The 23,023-nt window shown below is 54.7% G+C and carries 19 protein-coding genes and 1 tRNA gene; 9 read left to right on the top strand and 11 right to left on the bottom strand.

From position 1 onward, the window contains the following. Window positions 1–155: 155 nt before the first annotated feature. Together rcsB and rcsD are read right to left on the bottom strand one after the other, a co-directional pair. Window positions 156–806, bottom strand: a complete 651-nt coding sequence (rcsB, locus tag PUZ33_RS19965; RefSeq protein WP_003859405.1) for a response regulator transcription factor RcsB — start codon at window positions 804–806, stop codon at window positions 156–158. A gap of 16 nt (window positions 807–822) precedes the next feature. Next, complete coding sequence (gene rcsD, locus PUZ33_RS19960) at window positions 823–3,495, bottom strand: phosphotransferase RcsD (RefSeq protein WP_032618586.1); 2,673 nt, start codon at window positions 3,493–3,495, stop codon at window positions 823–825. Between the two features lie 741 nt (window positions 3,496–4,236). Here rcsD and PUZ33_RS19955 point away from each other — a divergent pair. The 6 genes from PUZ33_RS19955 to mgtE all read left to right on the top strand — a co-directional run bounded on the left by PUZ33_RS19955 (window position 4,237) and on the right by mgtE (window position 11,584). Then, a complete protein-coding gene (locus PUZ33_RS19955) occupies window positions 4,237–5,328 on the top strand; it encodes a porin OmpC (protein ID WP_013098006.1) in 1,092 nt (363 codons plus the stop codon). Window positions 5,329–5,443: 115 nt separating this feature from the next. Continuing rightward, entirely contained in the window at window positions 5,444–6,499 is a 1,056-nt protein-coding gene (gene apbE / locus PUZ33_RS19950; protein ID WP_013098005.1) for an FAD:protein FMN transferase ApbE, read from the top strand. A 72-nt stretch (window positions 6,500–6,571) separates the two neighbouring features. Continuing rightward, window positions 6,572–7,630 carry a bifunctional DNA-binding transcriptional regulator/O6-methylguanine-DNA methyltransferase Ada gene (gene ada / locus PUZ33_RS19945; RefSeq protein ID WP_058680873.1) on the top strand — a complete coding sequence of 353 codons (1,059 nt, stop codon included), beginning with the start codon at window positions 6,572–6,574 and terminating at the stop codon, window positions 7,628–7,630. Continuing rightward, window positions 7,630–8,286 carry a DNA oxidative demethylase AlkB gene (gene alkB / locus PUZ33_RS19940; protein WP_058680874.1) on the top strand — a complete coding sequence of 219 codons (657 nt, stop codon included), beginning with the start codon at window positions 7,630–7,632 and terminating at the stop codon, window positions 8,284–8,286. Before ada ends, alkB begins: the two co-directional genes overlap by 1 nt. 69 nt (window positions 8,287–8,355) lie before the next feature. Next, window positions 8,356–9,999 carry a multidrug ABC transporter permease/ATP-binding protein gene (locus PUZ33_RS19935; protein ID WP_029883099.1) on the top strand — a complete coding sequence of 548 codons (1,644 nt, stop codon included), beginning with the start codon at window positions 8,356–8,358 and terminating at the stop codon, window positions 9,997–9,999. Window positions 10,000–10,147: 148 nt separating this feature from the next. Continuing rightward, on the top strand, window positions 10,148–11,584 hold the full coding sequence (mgtE, locus tag PUZ33_RS19930; protein ID WP_013098001.1) for a magnesium transporter: 1,437 nt from the start codon (window positions 10,148–10,150) through the stop codon (window positions 11,582–11,584). Here mgtE and PUZ33_RS19925 read toward each other — a convergent pair. Beyond that, entirely contained in the window at window positions 11,547–12,836 is a 1,290-nt protein-coding gene (locus PUZ33_RS19925; protein ID WP_045903366.1) for a SulP family inorganic anion transporter, read from the bottom strand. The two genes, mgtE and PUZ33_RS19925, sit on opposite strands and share 38 nt — an antisense overlap. Before the next feature lie 188 nt (window positions 12,837–13,024). On the opposite strand from PUZ33_RS19925, the gene mqo reads away from it, so the two are divergent. After that, window positions 13,025–14,674: a malate dehydrogenase (quinone) gene (gene mqo, locus PUZ33_RS19920; RefSeq protein ID WP_014832726.1), complete on the top strand. Its 1,650-nt coding sequence runs from the start codon at window positions 13,025–13,027 to the stop codon at window positions 14,672–14,674. 135 nt (window positions 14,675–14,809) lie between these two features. Here the strand turns inward: mqo and eco are convergent, their stop codons facing one another. Continuing rightward, the gene (eco, locus tag PUZ33_RS19915) at window positions 14,810–15,319 is read right to left on the bottom strand and encodes a serine protease inhibitor ecotin (protein WP_029883097.1); all 510 of its coding nucleotides are present in this window, start codon (window positions 15,317–15,319) and stop codon (window positions 14,810–14,812) included. 202 nt (window positions 15,320–15,521) lie between these two features. Between eco and PUZ33_RS19910 the strand changes: the two genes are divergently transcribed. Continuing rightward, a complete protein-coding gene (locus PUZ33_RS19910; RefSeq protein WP_058680875.1) occupies window positions 15,522–15,782 on the top strand; it encodes a DUF2534 family protein in 261 nt (86 codons plus the stop codon). A gap of 90 nt (window positions 15,783–15,872) precedes the next feature. Here PUZ33_RS19910 and PUZ33_RS19905 read toward each other — a convergent pair. The 3 genes from PUZ33_RS19905 to PUZ33_RS19895 form a co-directional block, all read right to left on the bottom strand. After that, window positions 15,873–15,949, bottom strand: a tRNA-Pro gene (locus PUZ33_RS19905). A gap of 72 nt (window positions 15,950–16,021) precedes the next feature. Beyond that, a complete protein-coding gene (gene yejM, locus PUZ33_RS19900) occupies window positions 16,022–17,782 on the bottom strand; it encodes an LPS biosynthesis-modulating metalloenzyme YejM (protein WP_058680876.1) in 1,761 nt (586 codons plus the stop codon). Window positions 17,783–17,801: 19 nt separating this feature from the next. Continuing rightward, on the bottom strand, window positions 17,802–18,029 hold the full coding sequence (locus PUZ33_RS19895) for a YejL family protein (protein ID WP_001135586.1): 228 nt from the start codon (window positions 18,027–18,029) through the stop codon (window positions 17,802–17,804). 134 nt (window positions 18,030–18,163) lie between these two features. On the opposite strand from PUZ33_RS19895, the gene yejK reads away from it, so the two are divergent. Further along, the gene (gene yejK, locus PUZ33_RS19890) at window positions 18,164–19,171 is read left to right on the top strand and encodes a nucleoid-associated protein YejK (RefSeq protein WP_014832722.1); all 1,008 of its coding nucleotides are present in this window, start codon (window positions 18,164–18,166) and stop codon (window positions 19,169–19,171) included. Window positions 19,172–19,223: 52 nt separating this feature from the next. Here the strand turns inward: yejK and rplY are convergent, their stop codons facing one another. The 4 genes from rplY to PUZ33_RS19870 form a co-directional block, all read right to left on the bottom strand. Continuing rightward, window positions 19,224–19,508: a 50S ribosomal protein L25 gene (gene rplY, locus PUZ33_RS19885; protein ID WP_013097994.1), complete on the bottom strand. Its 285-nt coding sequence runs from the start codon at window positions 19,506–19,508 to the stop codon at window positions 19,224–19,226. Window positions 19,509–19,626: 118 nt separating this feature from the next. After that, complete coding sequence (locus PUZ33_RS19880) at window positions 19,627–20,499, bottom strand: alpha/beta fold hydrolase (RefSeq protein WP_058680877.1); 873 nt, start codon at window positions 20,497–20,499, stop codon at window positions 19,627–19,629. A gap of 52 nt (window positions 20,500–20,551) precedes the next feature. Next, window positions 20,552–21,145, bottom strand: coding sequence for a TetR/AcrR family transcriptional regulator (locus PUZ33_RS19875; protein WP_058680878.1), 594 nt, complete (start codon window positions 21,143–21,145; stop codon window positions 20,552–20,554). A gap of 71 nt (window positions 21,146–21,216) precedes the next feature. Beyond that, on the bottom strand, window positions 21,217–22,974 hold the full coding sequence (locus PUZ33_RS19870) for a DEAD/DEAH box helicase (RefSeq protein WP_045292129.1): 1,758 nt from the start codon (window positions 22,972–22,974) through the stop codon (window positions 21,217–21,219). Window positions 22,975–23,023: the final 49 nt, after the last annotated feature.

Genomic DNA, 23,023 nt, shown 5'->3' with positions numbered 1-23,023 from the left:
CAGTCCACTGCAGGGATCTACAATACAGGCTCGTGGCCTAAGGCCGGGTACGGCATGGGGACTGCCTGACAGAAAGAACTGGCCGGTTCTTTCTGTACGGGAGGATAATACAAGGCCGGGTAAGCGCGAGCGCCACCCGGCATTTACAGTGAGGATCAATCCTTATCCGTCGCGCTCAGCGTCACGGAGGAGAGATAGTTCAGCAGCGCGATATCGTTGTCCACGCCCAGTTTCATCATGGCTGATTTCTTCTGGCTACTGATGGTTTTAATACTGCGGTTCAGCTTCTTGGCAATCTCGGTCACGAGGAAACCTTCAGCGAAAAGACGCAGAACTTCGCTCTCTTTTGGCGACAGGCGTTTGTCACCGTAGCCACCTGCACTGATTTTTTCCAGCAGACGAGAGACGCTCTCAGGGGTGAACTTTTTGCCTTTCTGCAGCGCAGCCAGCGCTTTAGGCAGGTCAGTTGGTGCGCCCTGTTTCAGTACAATCCCTTCGATATCCAGATCCAGCACGGCGCTCAGAATCGCCGGGTTGTTATTCATGGTCAGAACAATGATCGAGATGTCCGGGAAGTGACGTTTAATATATTTGATGAGCGTGATCCCATCACCGTATTTGTCTCCAGGCATGGAGAGATCGGTAATGAGCACGTGTGCATCAAGTTTTGGGAGGTTATTGATCAGTGCTGTAGAGTCTTCAAATTCACCGACTACATTCACCCACTCGATCTGTTCAAGTGATTTGCGAATACCGAACAGTACAATCGGATGGTCATCGGCAATAATTACGTTCATATTGTTCATGTATTAGGCTACCTTGCTACAGCAAGCTTTTGACGTAGGCGTCAATGTCGCTGATGTATTTTTCAATGCCAGAGGCATCTTTCTCACGAATTAGATGTTCCAGCGTTTCACATAACTGCTTGCCGGGAACCAGATTAAGCATGGCAAACACCCCTTTAAGCCGGTGTGCTGTCTGCGCCAGCGCTGCAAAATCATTCGCAGCGGACTCAGTATACAACCGCTTAACATCATCTGGTACTGTATCAACAAAGAGTGAATAATATCCGCTGGCGTGAAGCTCGGCATTTTCATTGCCGCCTAACGGGGATTCCGCTATCTCTTCCTGCGCCAGTTGCTCTTCTATTAGTTGTAGTACAGCTTCCTGCATCGCATTGCTTATATTAAAGTTGACGCGCAGCTGGCCTGGGCCGATTTTTCGCACGCCTGGCTCATCATCGCTTAAAAGCAAGCCGGAGGCAGTAAGATTAGACGGATTATCAGTTAAAAACAGATCAAATTCTTGACTTGAGAGTCTTTCATCCGGCGTGATGCAGGCCGCACCCCAGTTTTCCAGCAGGCGTACCACGATATTGCGGATCTCGTTCGAGGTCACATCCACCATCACAACCACATCGTCCAGCAGGCGTTCTTCATCTTCTTCCTGAGGATTGGCGGCCATTTTTACGTGCAGCGAATAACGGGTGCCAAGCGATTCACGGGCTTTAATGTTCAGATGGCCGCCAAGCTTACGCGCCAGCTGATCGCACAGCCAGAAGGTCAGGGCATTGGCCTTACCGTAGCGATCGCTTTGGGTATCGTTCAGGAACGGGAAGTGCAGATTATCAATCTCACTGGTTGTTACGCCTTCACCGGTATCGAGGATACGGAACGTCAGACGATCCTCCGCGGACTCGTCGGTATTGACCTCAAGCGTGATTTTGCCAATTTGCGTGGTGGTGACGGCGTACTGAATAATCATCAGCAGAATTCGACGCAGCGCCTCACGATCGCCGTGACGTTCGTCGTTGGCTGGCAGATGGTTGTTGATCAGCAGCTGCAGACCTTTGCGCTTAATCACCGGCAGAACTTCCGGCACTACTTCGTCAATCAGATCCTGAATCGAGAAGAGGGTCGGCGTGCCTTTCCAGAAGTCGTTCTCAAGCATGTTCGCGAGCTGGATCTCATCCACCATCCGCACCAGCGAATCCGCCTGGCTTGCCAGCTGTTGGCTTTCAGGTGTGCTCAACGCCGCCGCCTGCGTCGCCAGCGTTCTTAATGGCTGTTTGAAGGCATCACCAATATTTTGCATAAACGCGGCGCGACCCTGCTGATTTTTCTCATACAGTCTTTGCGCCTGCTTCAGTTTTTTGTTCACCAGCACTTCGCGATCCTGATCGCGAATAATGAAGATCTGCGTGCGGGAGGCGACCTGGCTGCGGAACTGACGGATCTCGTACAGTTCATTATTGACGGTGGCCTGAATCACCCCCTGATGCTGATCCGCCATGGTGGTGATGTTCTGCAGGTTAAGATGCGGCAGCAGATGGTCGGCAATTTTATTGCTCATCACCGTGCGGTTGGCTTCCTGGTCGTGAACCAGCACACCCAGCGGCAGTACTGAGATGATTTCTTCATTCAGGGCACGTAATACGCGCAATTCATTACTGGTTCCGGCCGGGACCGTTGAGGCATCGCTCTGACGCCCGGGCTGGAAACGGAACGTACTGTAGCCAAACAGCGCCAGCGCCAGTAGCCCAATATTCAGTAGCAGCGGTAACAGGATATTTTGCAGGGTGTCGAGCAGCAATGTGCCAAACGGCACCTGCCACACCAGGCGCATACCGGTTGAGTTCAGCGAGGAGGCAATTTCAATCTTCGAGCCGTTAAAGGAGATAGAAACGCTTTCTGCGGCCTCTTTATCCGAGGCAGCACGCATGTTCTGGGTACTGCTGTCCGGCTCCAGGCGGAAGCTGTCGAGCGGCATATCCGGCGGGATCAGATCGTTAATTGGCAGATCGAACGCCACAACCGTCGCCAGATGTCCTGGCTGGTTAAAGGTGGTGCGCAGGGTAAAGTAATGGCCATTTTGCCAGGCCAGACGGCGCAGGGAAGAGAAACTTTCGCGTTCATCAAGGGCGTTCGCCTGCTGCAGCATTTCTGCCCGGCGGGAATCGACAATGCTGCCCACGGTCGTCTCTTTAAAACCCGAGGAGAGATCTTTAAGCGGCAGGGTTGAGATCAGGATCATGCTGTTATCCTGACCGTTCAGATAGTACATCGACCATGGCACCGTCTCGGCACCCCAGAGGGTATCGAGATAGGTTGAAATGCGCTGCGTCATCTCAAGCGTCGCGCTGTCGTGCGAGCCGAAAATAAGCGCTTCCGTTTTGCGCTGCGGCTTTTCCAGGTAGTAAACGTCCTGCTTCAGGCGCGTTTCCTGCAGCCCTTCACCTGAGGACGTCGCCGGGGCGGCCGCGATATTGTCGTAAATCTGCCAGGTGGCGTAGCGCCAGGTGTCAATGCGCTTGTGCACGGCATGCGTGATATCAACGACCTGATAGCTCTTATCCTTCAGCCAGGCGTTCACCGCGCTCTGAACCATAACCCCCATCGTGACCAACAGCACAACGATCAAAAGAAGAAAGAAACGGGTGATGCTCCCGGGGAGAAGGGAGAATTTGCTCGGGGCGGTAGTTTCAGTCTGACTCATTGATATGTTTAACCCGTAATGGCCGTGCTTTATGGCGATAGGGCAGTATAAAGGGTAATAACTGAATTTCCAGCCTCATAGCCTTTGAACACGCGACTTTTTCCTCTGTGAGTACTACTGAATGGTCTGTATTAAATGTGTACATACCCGAGGTGAATGTACAGATTACGCTCAATATCAGACAGAGAATAGCACGAATAAACAAGAAATTATGTTTTGTTGCGTTGCGTTTTATGCGGGAGGGGTTTCAGGTGAATTTAGTTAATAGTCGTTATGATTTCTGTGCGGTAGCACAAAAAAAGAATAATTACGTAAAGAAAGGTAAAAAAAAACCGAATGCGAAGCATCCGGTTGAATTAGGGATAAACAGACATTCAAAGCTGAATGACGGTAATAAATAAAGTTAATGATGATAGCGAGAGTTATTTTAGTGATTACGCACGATCTTGTTTTGTCATTCAGTGCTGTAAATTTTTATATTGTAACTATATGATTTTTATGGGTGTTTATTTTCGTTTGATTATTAGTGCTAATTTCTTAAGCGCTTTGTGCTTTGTAAAAGTTCCTTGATGTTTACAAGTTGAAACATCTTGATAGTGAAATGAAACATTTTCAAAGTTTTCGTATCATATTCCTGTTGGATTATTCTGTAATTTTGAGGAGAATGAAATTGCCGACTGGTTAAGAGGGTTAACCGGTAAGCAGTGGTAATAATAAGGCATATAACAGAGGGTTAATAAAATGAAAGTTAAAGTACTGTCCCTCCTGGTACCAGCACTGCTGGTAGCAGGCGCAGCAAATGCGGCTGAAATTTATAACAAAGACGGCAACAAATTAGATCTGTACGGCAAAGTCGATGGTCTGCACTATTTCTCTGATGACGACAGTCAGGATGGCGACCAGACCTACATGCGTCTTGGCTTCAAAGGCGAAACTCAGGTTAACGATCAACTGACCGGTTACGGCCAGTGGGAATACCAGATTCAGGGTAACTCTGGTGAGAACGAAAACAACTCCTGGACTCGTGTGGCGTTCGCCGGTCTGAAATTTGGTGACGCGGGTTCTTTCGACTACGGTCGTAACTACGGTGTTGTTTACGATGTGACTTCCTGGACCGACGTTCTGCCAGAATTTGGCGGCGACACCTACGGTTCTGACAACTTCATGCAGCAGCGTGGTAACGGCTTCGCGACCTACCGTAACAGCGATTTCTTCGGCCTGGTTGATGGCCTGAACTTCGCCGTTCAGTATCAGGGTAAAAACGGTAGCGCAAGCGGTGAAGACCAGACTAACAATGGTCGTACTGAACTGCGTCAGAACGGTGACGGCGTCGGCGGTTCTATCACTTATAACCTGGGCGAAGGCTTCGGTATCGGTACTGCCGTGTCCAGCTCTAAGCGTACCAGCTCCCAGAACGATCTGACTTACGGTAATGGCGACCGCGCTGAAACCTACACTGGCGGTCTGAAATACGACGCTAACAACATCTACCTGGCTGCTCAGTATACTCAGACCTATAACGCGACTCGCGTAGGTAACCTGGGTTGGGCTAACAAAGCGCAGAACTTCGAAGTGGTTGCTCAGTACCAGTTCGACTTCGGCCTGCGTCCATCCGTGGCTTACCTGCAGTCCAAAGGTAAGGATCTGGAAAACGGTTACGGCGATCAGGATCTGCTGAAATATGTTGATGTTGGTGCGACTTACTACTTCAACAAAAACATGTCTACCTATGTGGACTACAAAATCAACCTGCTGGATGACAAAGAGTTCACCCGTAACGCAGGTATCAGCACTGACGATATCGTAGCACTGGGTCTGGTTTACCAGTTCTAATCGCTTTTCAGTGTAACAAAGGGGCCGGCTGGCCCCTTTTTATTGCCTTTTTTAAGGCCTTTCAATTCCCGCGTTTTGGTGTACTCTTGCCGCCCTGGCATGAGGATAATAATGAATGGACATGACTTTTTTACGCGCCAGCGTCCTGGCAACCTTTTTTTTCCTGACCGCATGTGACTCTTCCACGCCTGTGGCACACACCGACGCGCCAGCGGCGACGGTGCTGGAAGGCAAAACGATGGGGACATTCTGGCGCGTCAGCGTAATGAACCTTGATAAAGCACGCGCAGAAGAACTTCGCGGCAAAATTCAGTCTCAGCTGGATGCCGACGATCAGCTGCTATCCACCTACAAAAACGACTCGGCGCTGATGCGCTTTAACCTCTCTACCAGCACGTCCCTGTGGCCGGTGAGCGAGGAGATGGCCGATATCGTGACCGAATCGATGCGCGTGGGCTATAAAACCCACGGTGCGATGGACGTGACCGTGGGGCCGTTAGTTAACCTCTGGGGATTCGGCCCAAATAAGCAGCCGGTGACCACCCCCGATCAGGCGGCCATTGACGACGCCCGCGCCCGGACAGGGCTTCAGCACCTGACGGTGATCAACCAGTACGGGCAACAGTATCTGCAAAAAGACATCCCCGATCTGTTTGTTGACCTGTCGACAGTCGGGGAAGGTTATGCGGCGGATCATCTGGCCGCACTGATGGCTCAGGAAGGCATCCCGCGATATCTGGTCTCCGTGGGTGGCGCATTGGTCAGCCGGGGGATGAACGCCAGCGGCAAACCGTGGCGTGTGGCGATTCAAAAACCGACCGACCAGCAAAATGCGGTGCAGGCAATTGTCGATATTAACGGCCATGGCATCAGCACCTCCGGCAGCTACCGTAACTATTACGAGCTCGACGGGAAGCGGATCTCGCATGTCATTGACCCCCAGACCGGGCGACCCATTACGCATAATCTGGTCTCGGTTACGGTGATTGCCCCGACGGCGCTGGAAGCCGATGCCTGGGATACCGGGTTAATGGTGCTCGGTACTGAGAAAGCCAAAGAGGTGGTTCGTCAGCAAGGGCTGGCGGTATATATGATCACCAAAGAGGCCGACGGCTTTAAGACCTGGAGTTCACCGCAGTTCGACAGCTTCCTGGTGAGCGAAAAGAATTAAAAAGCAAGGTTGCGGGTTTTTGATTGCTGGCGCTCAGGCAAGCTGTAGGTATGCTTGTAAGAGGAGCCGATGATGAAAAACCCGACCTATATGACCGATGAGGATCGCTGGCAGGCTGTGCTGGCCCGCGATCCGCGTGCTGACGAACAGTTTGTCTTTGCCGTCCAGACGACAGGGATCGTATGTCGTCCGTCCTGTCGCGCCCGACACGCGCTGCGTAAAAATGTCCACTTTTACCCCGATGTGCACCATGCTGTTCAGGCTGGGTTTCGGCCGTGCAAGCGCTGCCGACCGGACAAACGCGACCCGCAGGAAGAGAAGCTGGCAAAAGTGGAGCGCGCCTGCCGCCTGCTGGAGCAGGATCCCGCGTTAACGCTGGAAATGCTGGCGCAGCAGGTTGCCATGAGTCCTTTCCATTTTCACCGCCTGTTTAAATCCGTAACCGGGATGACGCCAAAAGCCTGGCAGCAGGCGGCGCGAGGACAGCGCCTGCGCAATGCGCTCGCCCACGGGGATAAAATAACCGATGCCGTGCTGGCGGCAGGGTTCCCGGACAGCAGCAGCTACTATCGTAAAGCCAACGACGCGCTGGGCATGACGGCAAAGCAGTACCGTAAAGGGGATGTCGCAGTGCGCTATGCCATCAGCGAGTGTGCCTTAGGCCGCTGTCTGGTGGGTGAAAGCGAGCGGGGGATCTGCGCAATATTGCTGGGCGATGATGATGTCAAAGTCACCCAGGAGATTTTGTCGCTGTTTCCGGACGCGGAACGCGCGCCGCTGGAAGGCGAATTTGCCCGACGTATTGCTCAGGTTATCCATACCATCGATAACCGTGGCGTGCCGCTGGCTCTGCCGCTGGATATTCGCGGAACCGCTTTCCAGCAGCAGGTCTGGCAGGCTCTGCGCAATATTCCCTGCGGTGAAACAGCCAGCTACCAGCAGGTGGCGCAGGCGATTGGCAAACCTGGCGCGGTACGTGCGGTGGCCGCAGCGTGTGCCGCAAATAAACTGGCGATCGTCATCCCTTGTCATCGTGTTGTACGCCAGGACGGAGCGCTTTCGGGCTATCGCTGGGGGACGGAACGAAAGGCGCTATTATTGAAACGTGAGTCCAGGAATCAGGAGGGATAATGCTCGATTTCTTTGCGGATGCAGAACCCTGGCAGGAGCCGCTAGCGCCTGGCGCAGTGATCCTGCGCCGGTTTGCACTCTCCCGGGCCTCGGCGCTGCTGGCCGGGATCCATGACGTCGCGGCCGTTTCGCCATTCCGACATATGGTGACGCCTGGCGGCTATACCATGTCGGTGGCGATGACCAACTGCGGTACTGCAGGATGGGCAACCAACGAACGGGGCTATCTCTATGCCCCGGACGATCCCGTCACCGGCAAGCCCTGGCCGCCCATGCCTGCGGTTTTTCAGGCGCTCTGCCATGATGCCGCCGTCGAGGCCACCTATCCCGATTTTCAACCGGATGCCTGTCTTATCAACCGCTATGGCGTTGGGGCGAAACTCTCGCTGCATCAGGATAAAGATGAACCCGATCTGCGTGCGCCGATCGTCTCGGTATCCCTGGGGCTGCCCGCCGTGTTTCAATTCGGCGGGTTACGCCGCAACGATCCTCTCCAGCGTCTGATGCTGGAGCATGGGGATGTGGTGGTGTGGGGCAGGGAGTCGCGGCTCTATTACCACGGCATTCAGCCACTGAAGCCTGGCGTCCATCCGCAGACGGGCGAGTTCCGCTTTAACCTGACTTTCCGCCAGACCGCGCCAGGCAAACAAAAATAAGAATTATTCTTGATGTAAACGCAGGGCAGTTTACACTGCTGGCTGATTTTTATTGTCCGGATTGCCTGCATGCAACTACTTCTTCTTGTCTGGCGTCAGTATCGCTGGCCCTTTATTGCGGTAATGGCGCTAAGCCTTGCCAGCGCCGCATTAGGTATTGGTCTTATCGCCTTCATCAACGTGCGTTTGATCGAAATGGTCGACACCTCGCTGTCCGTTCTGCCGGAATTTCTGGGGCTATTATTGCTGCTGATGGCGGTCACGCTGGGTTCCCAGCTGGCGCTGACGGCCCTCGGGCATCATTTCGTCTTCCGCCTGCGCAGCGAGTTTATCAAGCGGATCCTGGACACCCAGGTGGAGCGCGTCGAGCAGCTCGGCAGCGCCTCTTTGCTGGCGGGACTGACCAGCGACGTGCGCGCCATCACCATTGCGTTTGTCCGTCTGCCGGAGCTGGTGCAGGGCATTATCCTGACCGTTGGCTCGGCGGCCTATCTCGCCTGGCTCTCCAGCAAGATGCTGGCCGTTACGGCACTGTGGATTACTATTACCATCTGGGGTGGTTTCCTGCTGGTTTCCCGCGTCTACAAACACATGGCGGTACTGCGTGAAACCGAGGACAAACTCTATAACGATTACCAGACGGTACTGGAAGGGCGTAAAGAGCTGACCCTTAACCGCGAGCGTGCCGAGCATATCTTCAACAACCTCTACATCCCGGACGCGCGTGAATACCGGCACCATATTATCCGTGCCGATACCTTCCACCTGAGCGCGGTTAACTGGTCGAACATTATGATGCTGGGCGCGATTGGCCTGGTCTTCTGGATGGCCAACAGCCTGGGCTGGGCCGATACCAATGTAGCGGCAACTTACTCCCTGACGCTGCTGTTTTTGCGCACACCGCTGCTCTCTGCCGTCGGTGCATTGCCCACCTTGCTGAGCGCGCAGGTGGCGTTTAATAAGCTCAAAAAGTTCGACCTTGCGCCGTTCAAAGCCGAGTTCCCGCGCCCTCAGGCCTTCCCGAACTGGCAAACGCTGGAACTGCGTAACGTCACATTCCGCTACCAGGACAACGCCTTTTCCGTGGGGCCGGTCAATCTGACGATTCATCGCGGCGAACTGCTGTTTCTCATTGGCGGTAACGGCAGCGGGAAATCGACGCTGGCGATGTTGCTGACGGGGTTATATCAGCCGCAATCGGGTGACATTCTGCTGGATGGCCGCGCGCTCAGCGCAGAGAAGCCTGAGGATTATCGCAAGCTGTTCTCGGCGGTATTCACCGATGTCTGGCTCTTCGATCAGCTGCTGGGGCCGGAAGGGCAACAGGCTAACCCGGCGCTGGTGGAGAAGTGGCTGGCGCATCTGCAGATGTCGCACAAGCTTGAGCTGCAGGACGGCAAGATCCTCAACCTCAAGCTCTCGAAAGGCCAGAAAAAGCGCGTGGCGCTGCTGCTGGCCCTGGCGGAAGAGCGCGACATCATTCTGCTGGACGAGTGGGCGGCGGATCAGGACCCGCATTTCCGCCGCGAGTTCTACCAGGTGCTGCTGCCGCTGATGCAGGCGATGGGCAAAACCATCTTTGCCATCAGCCATGACGATCACTACTTCATTCACGCCGACCGGCTGCTGGAGATGCGTGACGGCAAGCTGAGCGAACTGACCGGTGAAGAGCGCGATGCGGCGTCTCGCGATGCGGTGGCGCGCACGGCCTGAAGCCTTCACTCTAACCCTCTCCCACGGGGAGAGGGGATAAATCGTGCATGTTATGCCGATTTTTTCTCCATCCCGCCCCGTTGTTTATTCTTATTTACATATCTCCGCGCTATGCTTAAAGCCAACTTATTTCATGGATTTATGATTAATGTCGGTTTTAAAGAAAAACAGTGCCAGGCAGCGCGACCAGGAACGTGCGCGTCTCATCTGGCTCCTTACGACGGATAAAGCGGTCACCTCTGCGTTACTGGGCAAACTGACCCTGGCTGAGCAATATGATGTCGGCACACTGGCCGACGATATTGCTGAGGTAGGTGCGCTGGTTGCTCATTTACCCCCGCCAGATCTGGCGGATACCCTGGAAGCGCTCCCCTCGGAAGAGCGTCATGCTCTGTGGCGTCTGGTGCAGGATCATGAGCGCGGGCAGGTGTTGCTCGAAGCCTCTGAAAACGTCTGGGACGATCTCATTGATGAGATGAGCGACCGGGATATCCTTGATGCCCTGCAGACGCTGGATATTGACGAACAGATTTATCTCGTTCAGCACCTGCCGCGAAACCTGACCGGGCGATTACTGGCTTCGCTGCCTGCGGAAGAGCGGGCACGCGTGCGTCAGGTGATGCACTATGACAAACACAGCGTGGGCGCCATTATGGAGTTTGGCGTCATCATGGTGCGCCCGGATGTAACTCTCGGTACGGTGCAGCGCTATCTGCGTCGCCTGGGCAGCATGCCGGACAACACCGATAAGCTGTTCGTCACCTCCCGGGATAAAACCCTGCTTGGCGAGCTGGAGCTTAAAACGATCCTGCTCAACAGCACCCAGCGGCGGGTGAGTGAGGTGATGGAAACCGAGCCGATGGTCTTCTCCCCGGAAGACGACGCGGAAAAAGCGGCCCGTACCTTCGAACGTGACGACCTTGTGAGCGCGGCGGTCGTCGATTCTGTGGGTAAACTGATGGGGCGTCTGACCATCGATGAGATCGTTGACGTGGTTTACGAAGAGACCGATAACGATTTACGTGCGCTCGGCGGGATCAGCGCCGAAGATGACGTCCACGCCTCCGTCGGCAAGGCGGTGAAAACCCGCTGGGCATGGCTCGCCATTAACCTCTGCACTGCATTTATCGCCTCCCGGGTAATCGACGGCTTTGAACACACCATTTCACAATTGGTCGCGCTGGCCTCGCTGATGCCGATTGTGGCCGGCATTGGCGGCAACACCGGCAACCAGACCATTACCATGATCGTCCGTGCATTGGCGCTGGAGAACATTCAGCCGGGTAACTTCGCCTTCCTGATCTTCAGGGAGATGGGGGTGGCGCTGATTAACGGCCTGGTGTGGGGCGGCATTATGGGCGGCATTACCTGGTGGCTGTACGATGATATGGCGTTAGGCGGGGTGATGATGCTGGCGATGGTGCTGAATCTGCTGGTGGCCTCCATGATGGGGGTCATTATCCCCCTGACGATGACCAAACTGGGGCGCGACCCCGCGGTGGGGTCGAGCGTGATGATTACCGCCATCACCGATACCGGCGGTTTCTTTATTTTTCTTGGGCTTGCAACGATTTTTCTTCTTTAAGCCGACGCTTGAGCCGGGCGGGAAGCAATGCCATCACAATAATCCCGCCCAGCACGCCAATGGCCAGGTTACCGGTTGAAACCGTTGCTGCAACGGTAATCAGCATCACAACCGTTTCGGCAATGGGCGCACTTTTTAACGTGGCAGGCTGAAGGCTGTGCCAGTTAAACGTTTTGATGGCAACAATCGCCATGATCCCGGCCAGAACGGCCATAGGGATTTTTGCCATCACCTCACTGAGGGCGGTGACCAGCACCAGCAGCACCATGCCCGCTGCAAAAGTTGAGACGCGACTGCGACCTTTGCCCATCTCCACGTTGACGATGGTTTGTCCGATCATGGCACAGCCCGCGATCCCGCCGTACAACCCGGCAAGAATATTCCCTGCGCCGAGGCCGATACTTTCACGGCGTTTGCTGGACGTCGTCGCGGTCAGTTCATCCACCAGTTTTGCCGTCAGCAGTGATTCCAGCAGGCCGACAAAAGCGATACTCAGCGCGCATGGCCAGATGATGCTGAGCGTTTCCATGTTCAGCGGAACGAGCAGCTGCGTCATCCCTGGCAAACCACTGCTCATAGAACCTTCATCCCCCACCGTCGGGAGAACCTGTCCGCTGGTCACGGTGAACAGGGTGAGCAGTACAATCGCAATAAGCGGTGACGGGATGCTTTTAACAAAGCGCGGCACCCACAGCACAATCAGCAGCGTCAGCACGAACAGACCCACAATCAGTGGGCTGCGGCTCCAGAAATGGGGAACCTGCGCGAAGAAAATTAACAATCCCAGCGCATTTACGAAGCCGGTCATCACCGACTGGGGAATAAAGCGCATCAGGCGCGCCATTCCGAGCACGCCGAACAGAATCTGGATTATCCCCGCCATCAGGACCGCCGGCAGGATGTACTGCACGCCGTGCTGATGCACCATCGGGCCAATCACCAGCGCGACGGAGCCCGCAGCTGCTGTGACCATCGCACGACGACCGCCGAACGCTGAAAGGGTCAGACACAGCACCACAGAGGCAATCAGGCTGACCTTTGGGTCAACGCCTGCGACCACGGAAAAGGAGATCACCTCAGGAATGAGGGCCAGAGCGGTAATTACGCCTGCCAGCGTTTCGCGTAGCAGCAGTTGAGGGGAACGCAGCACCGTGGCGACCTGGTCTTCACGGGAAAGAGAAGCATGGGGTAATGACATAACAATTCGCAGATTAGGGCGGGCTTCCGTGCGCGCGATCACAAAGTGCAGCATAGTAACCAGAAATACCGCGCCTTGCCAGTTTCATCCGGCAATCCCACACAAACAATCCATCATTAAATTTCACAATTACAATAATTTCGTAACCTTTAAACAATATTTAAAAGTTGCTACCGTTCCCCCCGCAGCTTTTTTCACCTGCAATTTCCACGCTTCAAGCACTACTCAACTAAGGCAAAATTATGAAAAAAATGACTGCCATGCTCTTTTCTCTGGCCGTGGGGCTGAACACCGTCTCTATGGCGGCGAACGCTGACACACCAAAAGAGCAGGAAACGGACGTCCTTTTAATTGGTGGCGGTATCATGAGCGCCACGCTGGGAACCTATCTGCAAGAGCTCCAGCCGGACTGGTCGATGACCATGGTCGAGCGCCTGGATGGCGTCGCGCAGGAGAGTTCAAACGGCTGGAACAACGCCGGTACCGGACATTCGGCACTCATGGAACTGAACTATACGCCGCAGAAAAAGGACGGTTCCATTAGTATCGAGAAGGCGGTAGAGATCAACGAAGCATTCCAGATTTCTCGCCAGTTCTGGTCTCACCAGGTGAACAGCGGCGTGATGCACGATCCGCACTCGTTCATCAACACCGTGCCGCACATGAGCTTTGTGTGGGGCGAGCAGAATGTGAACTTCCTTCGCGCACGCTACGCGGCGCTGCAGCAGAGCACGCTGTTCCGCGGCATGAAATATTCTGAAGATCACGCGCAGATCAAAGAGTGGGCACCGCTGGTGATGGAAGGCCGTGACCCGAACCAGAAGGTGGCGGCAACCCGTACTGAGATTGGTACTGACGTCAACTATGGCGAAATCACCCGTCAGCTGGTGGCCTCTCTGAAGAAAAAAGAGAACTTCAATCTGCAGCTCAGCACCGAAGTGCGTGGCTTTAAGCGCAACGCTGACAACAGCTGGAGCGTGACCGTTGCCGATCTGAAAAACAACGAAGCCGAGCACGTTATCAAGGCAAAGTTTGTCTTTATTGGTGCGGGCGGTGCGGCGCTGAAACTGCTGCAGGAGTCCGGTATTCCGGAAGCGGACGACTACGCGGGCTTCCCGGTGGGCGGTCAGTTCCTGGTGTCGGAAAACCCGGAAGTGGTGAACCGTCATCTGGCAAAAGTGTATGGTCAGGCCTCCGTGGGGGCGCCGCCAATGTCCGTTCCACACATCGATACCCGTATGCTTGACGGTAAGCGTGTGGTGCTGTTCGGGCCGTTTGCAACCTTCTCCACTAAGTTCCTGAAGAACGGCTCGTTGTGGGATCTGCTGAGCGCAACCACCACCTCAAACGTGAAGCCAATGATGGATGTCGGGCTGGATAACTTCGATCTGGTGAAATACCTGATTAGCCAGGTGATGCTTTCTGATGAAGAACGCTTCGAGGCGCTGAAAGAGTACTATCCGCAGGCGAAGAAAGAAGACTGGCGTCTGTGGCAGGCGGGTCAGCGCGTACAGATCATCAAACGCGATCCGAAAGAGGGCGGTGTGCTGCGTCTGGGTACCGAAGTGGTAAGCGATAAAGACGGCACTATTGCCGCCCTGCTGGGGGCTTCCCCTGGTGCCTCTACCGCTGCACCTATCATGCTGCACCTGATGGAAAAAGTGTTTAAAGATAAAGTCGCCACGCCGGAATGGCAGGCGAAGCTGAAAACGATTATTCCATCCTACGGTACGAAGCTGAACGGTAACGTGGACGCGACGGAGCAGGAGCTGGAATACACCAGCCGCGTGCTGCAGCTGCAATACGTTAAGCCGCAGGCTGCTGATGCTGCACCAAAAGCGGAGCTGAAGCCGCAGGCAGAAAACAAACCTGTGGCGGATATCGCGCTGTAAGGTAAAAGCAAAACGGTAACATCCGTTACCGTTTTTAGTGTTTTCTCCCTCTCCCGGTGGGAGAGGGTTGGAATGAGGGCACCAGAGCACACCCATTCCGGGTCGGGTAAGGCGAAGCCGCCACCCGACTTATTCTTAACGTACTACCGCTTGTCCGATGTTTTCATCCGCCTTCCACACGCGATATTTCACTTCCACGTTTTCCGGCGTATACACCACGATTGGCAGCTTGCTGTTGTAGCGTAACAGGCTGTTATCACCCAGATACGCGGTCACGAATTTCTTCTCTTTCTTGCCATCCGGGCAGGCCATCATGGTGGAAACCGGCGACGTCACTTTATCAAAGATAAAGTAGTCGTAGCCCCAGCCTTCCAGCGTTTTGCTTTCCAGCTGTCCGCCGAGACGATGCTGGTTGCAATCCACTTCCAGCGTCTGGCCGATCAACAGTTCCACTTTGAAATTCGCTTCATTTTGCTGAGCCGGTAACTGGATCACCTGACGCTTCATGCCTTTTTCCGCTTGCGGATAAGGCGCGATTTTTTCCAGAGGTTGTACCTTCTGGCTTTCAGTTGCGAAGGCGCTGGTGCTGACGCACGCGGCGGCGATCAGGGCAAGGGCAAATTTAGGTGCGTTTTTCACTGTCATTCCTTTATGTCAAAACCATCCTGATGAGATTAGCATAACGCCTATGAATGATTAGCGTGATTTACTTACATTTTCAATAAAAGCAGTGTAATGAGCTAATACAGTGCCATTTTTGTGGTGGTTTGTACTTCTGTGGAGTCTGGCGGCAGATCGTGTTATTTTAAGGCATACATAATGTTATTCATCTGTAAAGGGAAGAGAGATGATTCGTGCAAAACTGAAAACACCTGAAGGCCGTAAATTCCTCCTGGCGCTGCTGGTTGTGTTTATGATTGCGGCCGCGTGCGTGGGCCGGGCAACCATTGTCGGCGTCATCGAACAGTACAACATTCCACTCTCTACGTGGACGACCAGCATGTATGTCCTGCAGTCGGCGATGATCTTCGTTTACAGCCTGGTGTTCACCGTCCTGCTTGCCATTCCGTTGGGTATTTTCTTCCTTGGCGGGCGCGACAAGCACTAAGCGTTCACTTGCGATCTCAAAAGCCAGCCTGCGGGTTGGCTTTTTTTGTGCACAAAAAAACCAGCCATATGGCTGGTTTTTAAATAGTTTTGGTCGGCACGAGAGGATTTGAACCTCCGACCCCCGACACCCCATGACGGTGCGCTACCAGGCTGCGCTACGTGCCGACGCATGAAATGAATACTACTCGATTCCGTTTTGAATGCAAGGGAATCTGAGGCTAACTGGTTTATAATTAATCAGTTAGCGATAAACCGTTTCTCATCCGTCAGAACCTGTAGCAGCAGATTCAACTGCGGTTTCTGGTCTTTCAGCCGTTCACCCTGCAGATTATACGTCTGGTAGTTTCCGTTATTGTTCAATACCAGCGTCAGCATTGGCGTGGTGACCGCCAGCGTATCATTGCTCGCTGCCGTGACCCAGTTGTGGCGACGCGTGGCGCTGAAGAGATCCTGCCCCTGTGAATACTCATTTGCCGGTGTACTGACGTGCAGCAGCCGTTGCATCAGCGTGGTCATCACATCTTTATGTTCGGTGAGCATGTTAATGCGCTGAGCGGGGGTGCCCGGCCAGTGGATCACCAGCGGAACATGCAGATTCGGCCGCGACCAGCTCATACTCTTCGCTTCGTCGCCCAGCGGTACGCCGTGGGCTGCCGTCACGATCACCACGGTGTTTTCGAGCTTGCCGGATTCGCGTAAGGCATCAAGCACGCGGCTAATCTGGTCATCAACATTGCCTGCTGCACGGCTGTAGCGGCGCGCAAAGCCTTTCTGATTGCTGTCATCGAGCGTGGTGCCATTAAAGGCAACCCAGGAGAACCAGCGGTTATCTTCCTGCGCATAACGCTGCAGCCAGTTAATCCACTGACTGGCGGTCTGCTCGTCCGACTGGCTTTCTGCGGCTGGCAGGGAGAAATCAGACAGCAGCGCCTGGCGGTACAGCGCGCTGTTAAAGCCGTCTGAGGAGAACAACCCTAACTGATATCCTTGCTGATTGAGCCCGGTGATCAGCGCTGCAGGAATGCGCGCAGAAAGCACGCCGTCCATGTAGGCGGCAGAAATGCCATAGAACAGGCCAAAAATGCCCGCATCGGCGGTGTTGCCGGAGCTCATATGCTGGGTGAACGTCACGTTCTTGCTGGCGAACTCGGCCAGCGCGGGCATCTGCTTCTCGTAACGGGAGTAGTTCAGACCATCGACGGTGATCAGCAGGACGTTCTGTCCGCGTCCCATATCGCGATAGCGCAGATCGCTCAGCGGATACTGCACGCTAACCGCTTCCGGATTCCCTTGCTCAATCAGACGACGCTGGTACTCCTGTGCGTCCAGCAGACCGTGCTTCTCAAGGAAACGACGCGCCGTCATTGGATAAGAGAGCGGCAGGTTCGCCCGCTGCATGGTGATCGGGCGATAGAAGTTTGCATCCGCCCAGATATACATGATGTGCGAACTGATAAAGGAGACGAAAAAGATCGCGGCCACCGGTTTTGCGTAATGGCGTCGGCGGGTCAGGCTGCGCAGTTTTTGCCAGCTCCAGGTGGCAAACAGCATCTCTATCAGAAGGATCACCGGGACGCTGATAAACATCAGTTGCCAGTCACGGGCCGTTTCGTTCTGATCGGGGTTAATCACCAGCTCCCAAACGATGGGATTGAGATGCAGGTGGAAGCGGGTGAAGACTTCACTGTCGATAAGCAGCAGCGTCATCCCTGCCGTTGCAAGGATGGCGGATAAAAATCGCATCAGATGCTGCGACATGACGATAAACGTCAGCGGGAAGAGGATCAGCAGATAGGTGGCGAAAACCAAAAAGCTAAAGTGCCCTACAACGCTTATCCAGGAGTAAATACGCCCGGTTAGCGTCGTCGGCCAGTCTGCGACAAACAGATAACGACAGCCGATAAGCGTCGCCAGCAGAATGTTGAACAGGGCAAACCAGTGCCCCCAGCTGACCATCTGGGAGACTTTTTCACGGTAGCGCTGACGATTCGTCACCATAAACTGTTGTTCGTTTCCCTTAATGGGCCTGGTCGTCGCTAACGGAAGACTGTAAAGCCTGGGCGAAAGATTTGGCGATCGCCTGACGCTGAGCCGGAGCAACGCTGGTATTGATAAGGTTGGTGACCATATTTCCCAAAACCATCAGGGAGAGATCGGTCGGTGTTTTATGTTTTTCCAGTACGTTGACCAGCTCACTGAGCAATTGTTCAACGTGTTCATCACTGTAGCGGGAATGTTGTGGCATAAATCAAAATCAGTTTGTTGATGAAAGGGCAACATATTACCGTAGCAACAGCTTTTTTTCCCCTTTTTTATCAGTTGTTGCACACATGTCCTGGTGGTGGTTGAATACCGCCCGGTCTAAAAGGAGAGTTTATCATGAGTCTGGAAATCAACCAGATTGCCTTGCACCAGCTTATCAAGCGTGATGAGCAAACCCTTGAAGTGGTGCTGCGCGATTCGTTACTGGAACCCACGGCAACCGTTGTGGAAATGATGGCGGAACTGCACCGCGTCTACAGTGCAAAAAATAAAGCCTATGGTCTGTTCAGCGACGAGAGTGAACTGGCTGATAGCCTGCGCCTGCAACGTCAGGGTGAAGAAGATTTCCTGGCGTTTAGCCGCGCGGCAACCGGACGTCTGCGCGACGAACTGGCAAAATACCCGTTTGCCGACGGCGGTATCGTTCTGTTCTGCCACTATCGCTACCTGGCGGTCGAGTATCTGCTGGTCACCGTGCTGAACAATTTAAGCAGTATGCGCGTGAATGAGCAGCTGGATATCAGCTCCACCCATTATCTGGATATCAACCATGCGGATATCGTTGCGCGTATTGATTTGACCGAGTGGGAAACCAATCCGGAGTCGACGCGCTACCTGACCTTCCTCAAAGGGCGTGTTGGCCGTAAAGTGGCCGATTTCTTTATGGACTTCCTCGGTGCCAGCGAAGGTCTCAACGCCAAAGCGCAGAACAAAGGGCTGCTGCAGGCGGTGGATGACTTCACGGCGGAAGCGCAGCTCGATAAATCTGAGCGCCAGAACGTGCGTCAGCAGGTTTACAGCTACTGCAACGAACAGCTGCAGGCGGGGGAAGAGATTGAGCTGGAGTCGCTGTCAAAAGAGCTGGCTGGCGTCAGTGAAGTCAGTTTCCAGGAATTTACTGCTGAGAAAGGGTATGAGCTGGAAGAGAGCTTCCCGGCGGATCGCAGTACGCTGCGTCAGTTAACCAAATTTGCCGGAAGCGGCGGCGGGTTAACCATCAACTTTGATGCCATGCTGCTGGGGGAACGTATCTTCTGGGATCCGGCCACCGATACGCTGACCATTAAAGGTACGCCACCCAACCTGCGCGATCAGCTGCAGCGTCGTACTACTGGCGGTAAATAACCGCCATAAAAAAACCCCGCCGAAGCGGGGCTTTTTTTCGACATGTTTGCGATTACGCGCGAACGAAGTCGATGTGAGTCAGTTTTGGCTTGAACGCGTGACGCTGAACAGCCTGAACTTTCACTTTTTCTTCTTTACCGCCAACAACGATGGTCAGAACTTCGCTGTAGAATTCAGCTTTGGTCTGCATGTTCCATACTTTGTCGTGATCCAGTTCGATAGAAACTGGAGCAGCTTCGCCACCGTAAACGATAGCCGGGAACTTGTTAGCGGTACGCAGGCGGCGGCTCGCACCCTTACCCTGCACGTTACGTACTTCTGCTTCGATAGTGAACATTGATTTCTCTCTGTATTTAAAACCCTACTACAGGCGACCCAGCAGCAGGTGAGTGTTCTGCTTTGCGGATGCAAAAGCGGGCGGCATTATAGCCCCCAATCCACCTCAGGGCAATGAATTAATCCCCACTAAAGAAACCGCTTAGGGCGTCGGCGACGGCCTGAGGCTGCTCTTCTGGCTGAAAATGGCCGCAACGGGGGATCACGTGCCCGTCAACGCGTTCTGCAAACGCCCTCAGCGGCGAGGCCATATCAGGAATCGAACCCTGATCGGCACTGAGTGCCAGAACAGGAACGGAGAGTTTACCCCGTTCGCTAAGCGCCCGGTTTTGCGCAGCGGAGAGGGCGGCAGCGCGATAGTAAGCCAGCCCTGCGCGCAAGCCACCTTCGCGCGTAAAAATGCGCAGATACTCGTCAAGATCCGCCTCGCTGAAGGTGAGGGGATTTGCCGCTTTGCGACGCAGAAACCACTCCAGATAGCCACGCTCTTTGCCCCTGATGAGGAATTCAGGCAGGTCTGCAATTACGTGAAAGGCAAAATGCCAGGTGCGCCAGGCGCGGTCCGCGGTGACGGGGAGGGCATCGGGTAAGGTAATACCCGGAATGCCGGCGTCCAGCAGCGCCAGCTTTATCACCTCATCGCTGTACATCGCCGCATAAGGCCAGGCAACCCAGGCTCCCACGTCGTGACCGGCCAGATAGTAGCGATGCACGCCAAGCTGGGTCAGCAGCTCATGAACATGGCTGGCGAGGGTGTGGGTGTCATACCCCTCTGACGGACAATCGGTATCACCCTGTCCGGGTAAGTCCGGGGCGATGACATGATAGCGCTCGGCCAGCAAAGGGATAACATGGCGCCAGGCGTACCAGCTTTCGGGGAAACCTGCCAGCAGGACAACCGTCTGCGCGTGCTGTTCCCCGGCGGTGACGTAATGCGTGCGGATGCCATTGATGAGCATGAAATGGTGCTGCGGGGCGATGGGCGTGGTCATAGCGATCTCCGGAATAATAGGAAGTGATCGTTTCCTAATTGATGAAAAAAACTCAGCCGAGCAGGCTGAGTGCCGCGCTAACAGCGCTGTTTATCTCGTCCTCAGACAGGCCTTGTTTGCCGATCACGCGGTAACCCTGTAGCAGGGCGAAAAGATTACGCGCCGTTTGTTCAGCTGGCAGCGCGCGGGAAAGGCTACCGTCCCGCTGGCCCTCCTGAACCAGTTCGAACAACAGCTGCTCGGTACGCTGCATGGCGGCTTTGATGTACCGGGCAGTCGCCTCATCAAAAACCGCCAGCTCAGTCGCGCTGGCGACCACCAGACAGCCGCGTATGCCCTCAGGACCGTGGCTGCTCTCGGCGTAGAAGCGTAACACCGCCGCGATTTTATCTCGTCCGCAGCGTGCCGCCTCTGTACGCTGGCGCAGGGCGGCGCTGCGCGTCCGGGTGTAACGGTCGAACGCCGCGAGAAACAGGCCATTTTTGCTGCCAAAGGCTTTATACAGGCTTCCCGCCGTAAGGCCTGTCGCGTCACTCAGCTCTTTGATTGAGGTAGCATGATAGCCACGCTCGCGGAAAACGAGCAGGGCGCTGTCGATGGCGGCGTCGGTATCAAATTCACGCGGGCGACCGGGAAGACGTGACATGAGGAAGTCCTGTTGTAATGCGATAATGCATAATAGGAAACAATCGTTTCCTATTCAAGGCCTGTCTGTCGTTAACGCAGTTCGTTGGCCCGACGAAAACGGCCTTCATAGTCAAAAACCTTTTCACGGACTTGCCAGTACTGGCCTTTCTTGCGGGCGACAACAAAATCCGGATGGCGCAGCAGCACCTGCTGATGCACGATATCCGCCACGGTTATCCAGCGCAGCGGTACGCCCGGCGTGCGGGTATGCGGGCGGATAAAGAGCTGTTCGAAAGCCATGCGCTGAGCCGGAGTGTGCACCCGGAAGCGCTCGCTGACGTCGGCACCGTCCTCATCGTAATAGGTGATTTTCAGCCATTCGCCTTTTTCATCCGCTCCCGGTTGCAGCGCCATGCCAGAGCAGCGCAGCACCAGGGCATCCTTTAACTTCAGCGCGGCCTTCAGCATGTCATCAGGGTCGACCAGAACCGTGTCACATTCGCGGCAGCGGCGGGCGGCAATATCATTTTCAGCGTTGCACTGGGGGCAGTTTTTAAAGCGGAAACGGAAATCGCACTGCTCGCGATGCCCTTCATCATCTTCAAACCAGCCCTGACAGCGGCGGCCAAAATGTTCGATCAGCGTACCGTCAGCCGTCGTCTTGCCCCAAAAAGTGTTGGCAAAGCCACAGGCAGGACAGAAGACCTGTACCGGCACGTTGTCACTTTTTCCTTTCGGGGTACCCACTTCAGGCGAGTAGAGATCGTGCGGGTTACCGGCGTAATCCAGGATCAGGCAGTCGGTTTTACCGGGGGCCAGACGCAGACCGCGGCCAACGATTTGCTGATACAGGCTGACCGATTCGGTCGGACGCAGAATAGCAATCAGGTCGACGTGGGGGGCATCAAACCCGGTGGTGAGTACCGAGACGTTTACCAGATAGCGAAACTGCTGCGCTTTAAACGCCTCAATCAGGCTGTCGCGCTCCGGACCAGGCGTCTCGCCGGTGATCAGCGCCGCGTCGCCAGAGGGCAGTAAGCCGGTGATTTCGCGCGCATGCTCAACGGTGGCGGCAAAAATCATTACCCCTTTGCGCGTTTCAGCGAACTCTTCAATCTGGCTGATAATGTGCGGAGTGATGCGCTTTTGCTTTTTCAGCTCCTGGTTCAAATCCGCTTCGCTAAATAAGCCGTTGCTCTGCGCCTGTAAGCGGCTGAAATCGTACTGGACGACCGGCATATCCAGCCGTTCAGGCGGGGTCAGGTAGCCGTGTTTAATCATATAGCGCAGCGGAAGTTCATAGATACAGTCGCTGAACAGCGCCTTCTCATCCCCTCGCACCATACCGTGATAATGAAAGCGGTAAATCCAGCCTTTACCCAGGCGAAACGGGGTTGCCGTCAGGCCCAGCAGGCGTAAGTGAGGGTTCACCTCTTTCAGGTGAGTGAGGATTTGCTGATACTGGCTATCGTCGTCATCACTGATGCGATGGCACTCGTCGACAATCAGCAGCGAAAATTCGCTGCGAAACAGCTCAAGGTTGCGGGCAACAGACTGCACGCTGCCGAACACCACTTTGCCGTGGCTCTCTTTCCGCTTTAGCCCGGCGGCGAAGATATCGGCCTCCAGACCAAGCGCACAATACTTGGCATGGTTTTGCGCAACCAGCTCTTTGACGTGCGCCAGCACCAGCACGCGGCCGCGCGCCAGGCGGGCAAGTTCGGCGATCACCAGGCTTTTGCCTGCGCCAGTGGGGAGCACAATGGCCGCGGGCTCACGGTGTTTGCGAAACCAGGCCAGGGTGGCGTCAACGGCTTCCTGCTGATAGGGGCGAAGTGTAAAAGTCATGGGGTCTCTGTATCGTTATTCCGCATATAGTATGCCACGAAACTTTTTC

Origin of the sequence: Enterobacter cloacae complex sp. 2022EL-00981, assembly GCF_028737495.1 — a bacterium.
Lineage (GTDB): Bacteria > Pseudomonadota > Gammaproteobacteria > Enterobacterales > Enterobacteriaceae > Enterobacter > Enterobacter cloacae.
The sequence above is the reverse complement of the archived record's forward strand: the minus strand, read 5'-3'. Positions and strand labels throughout refer to the sequence as shown.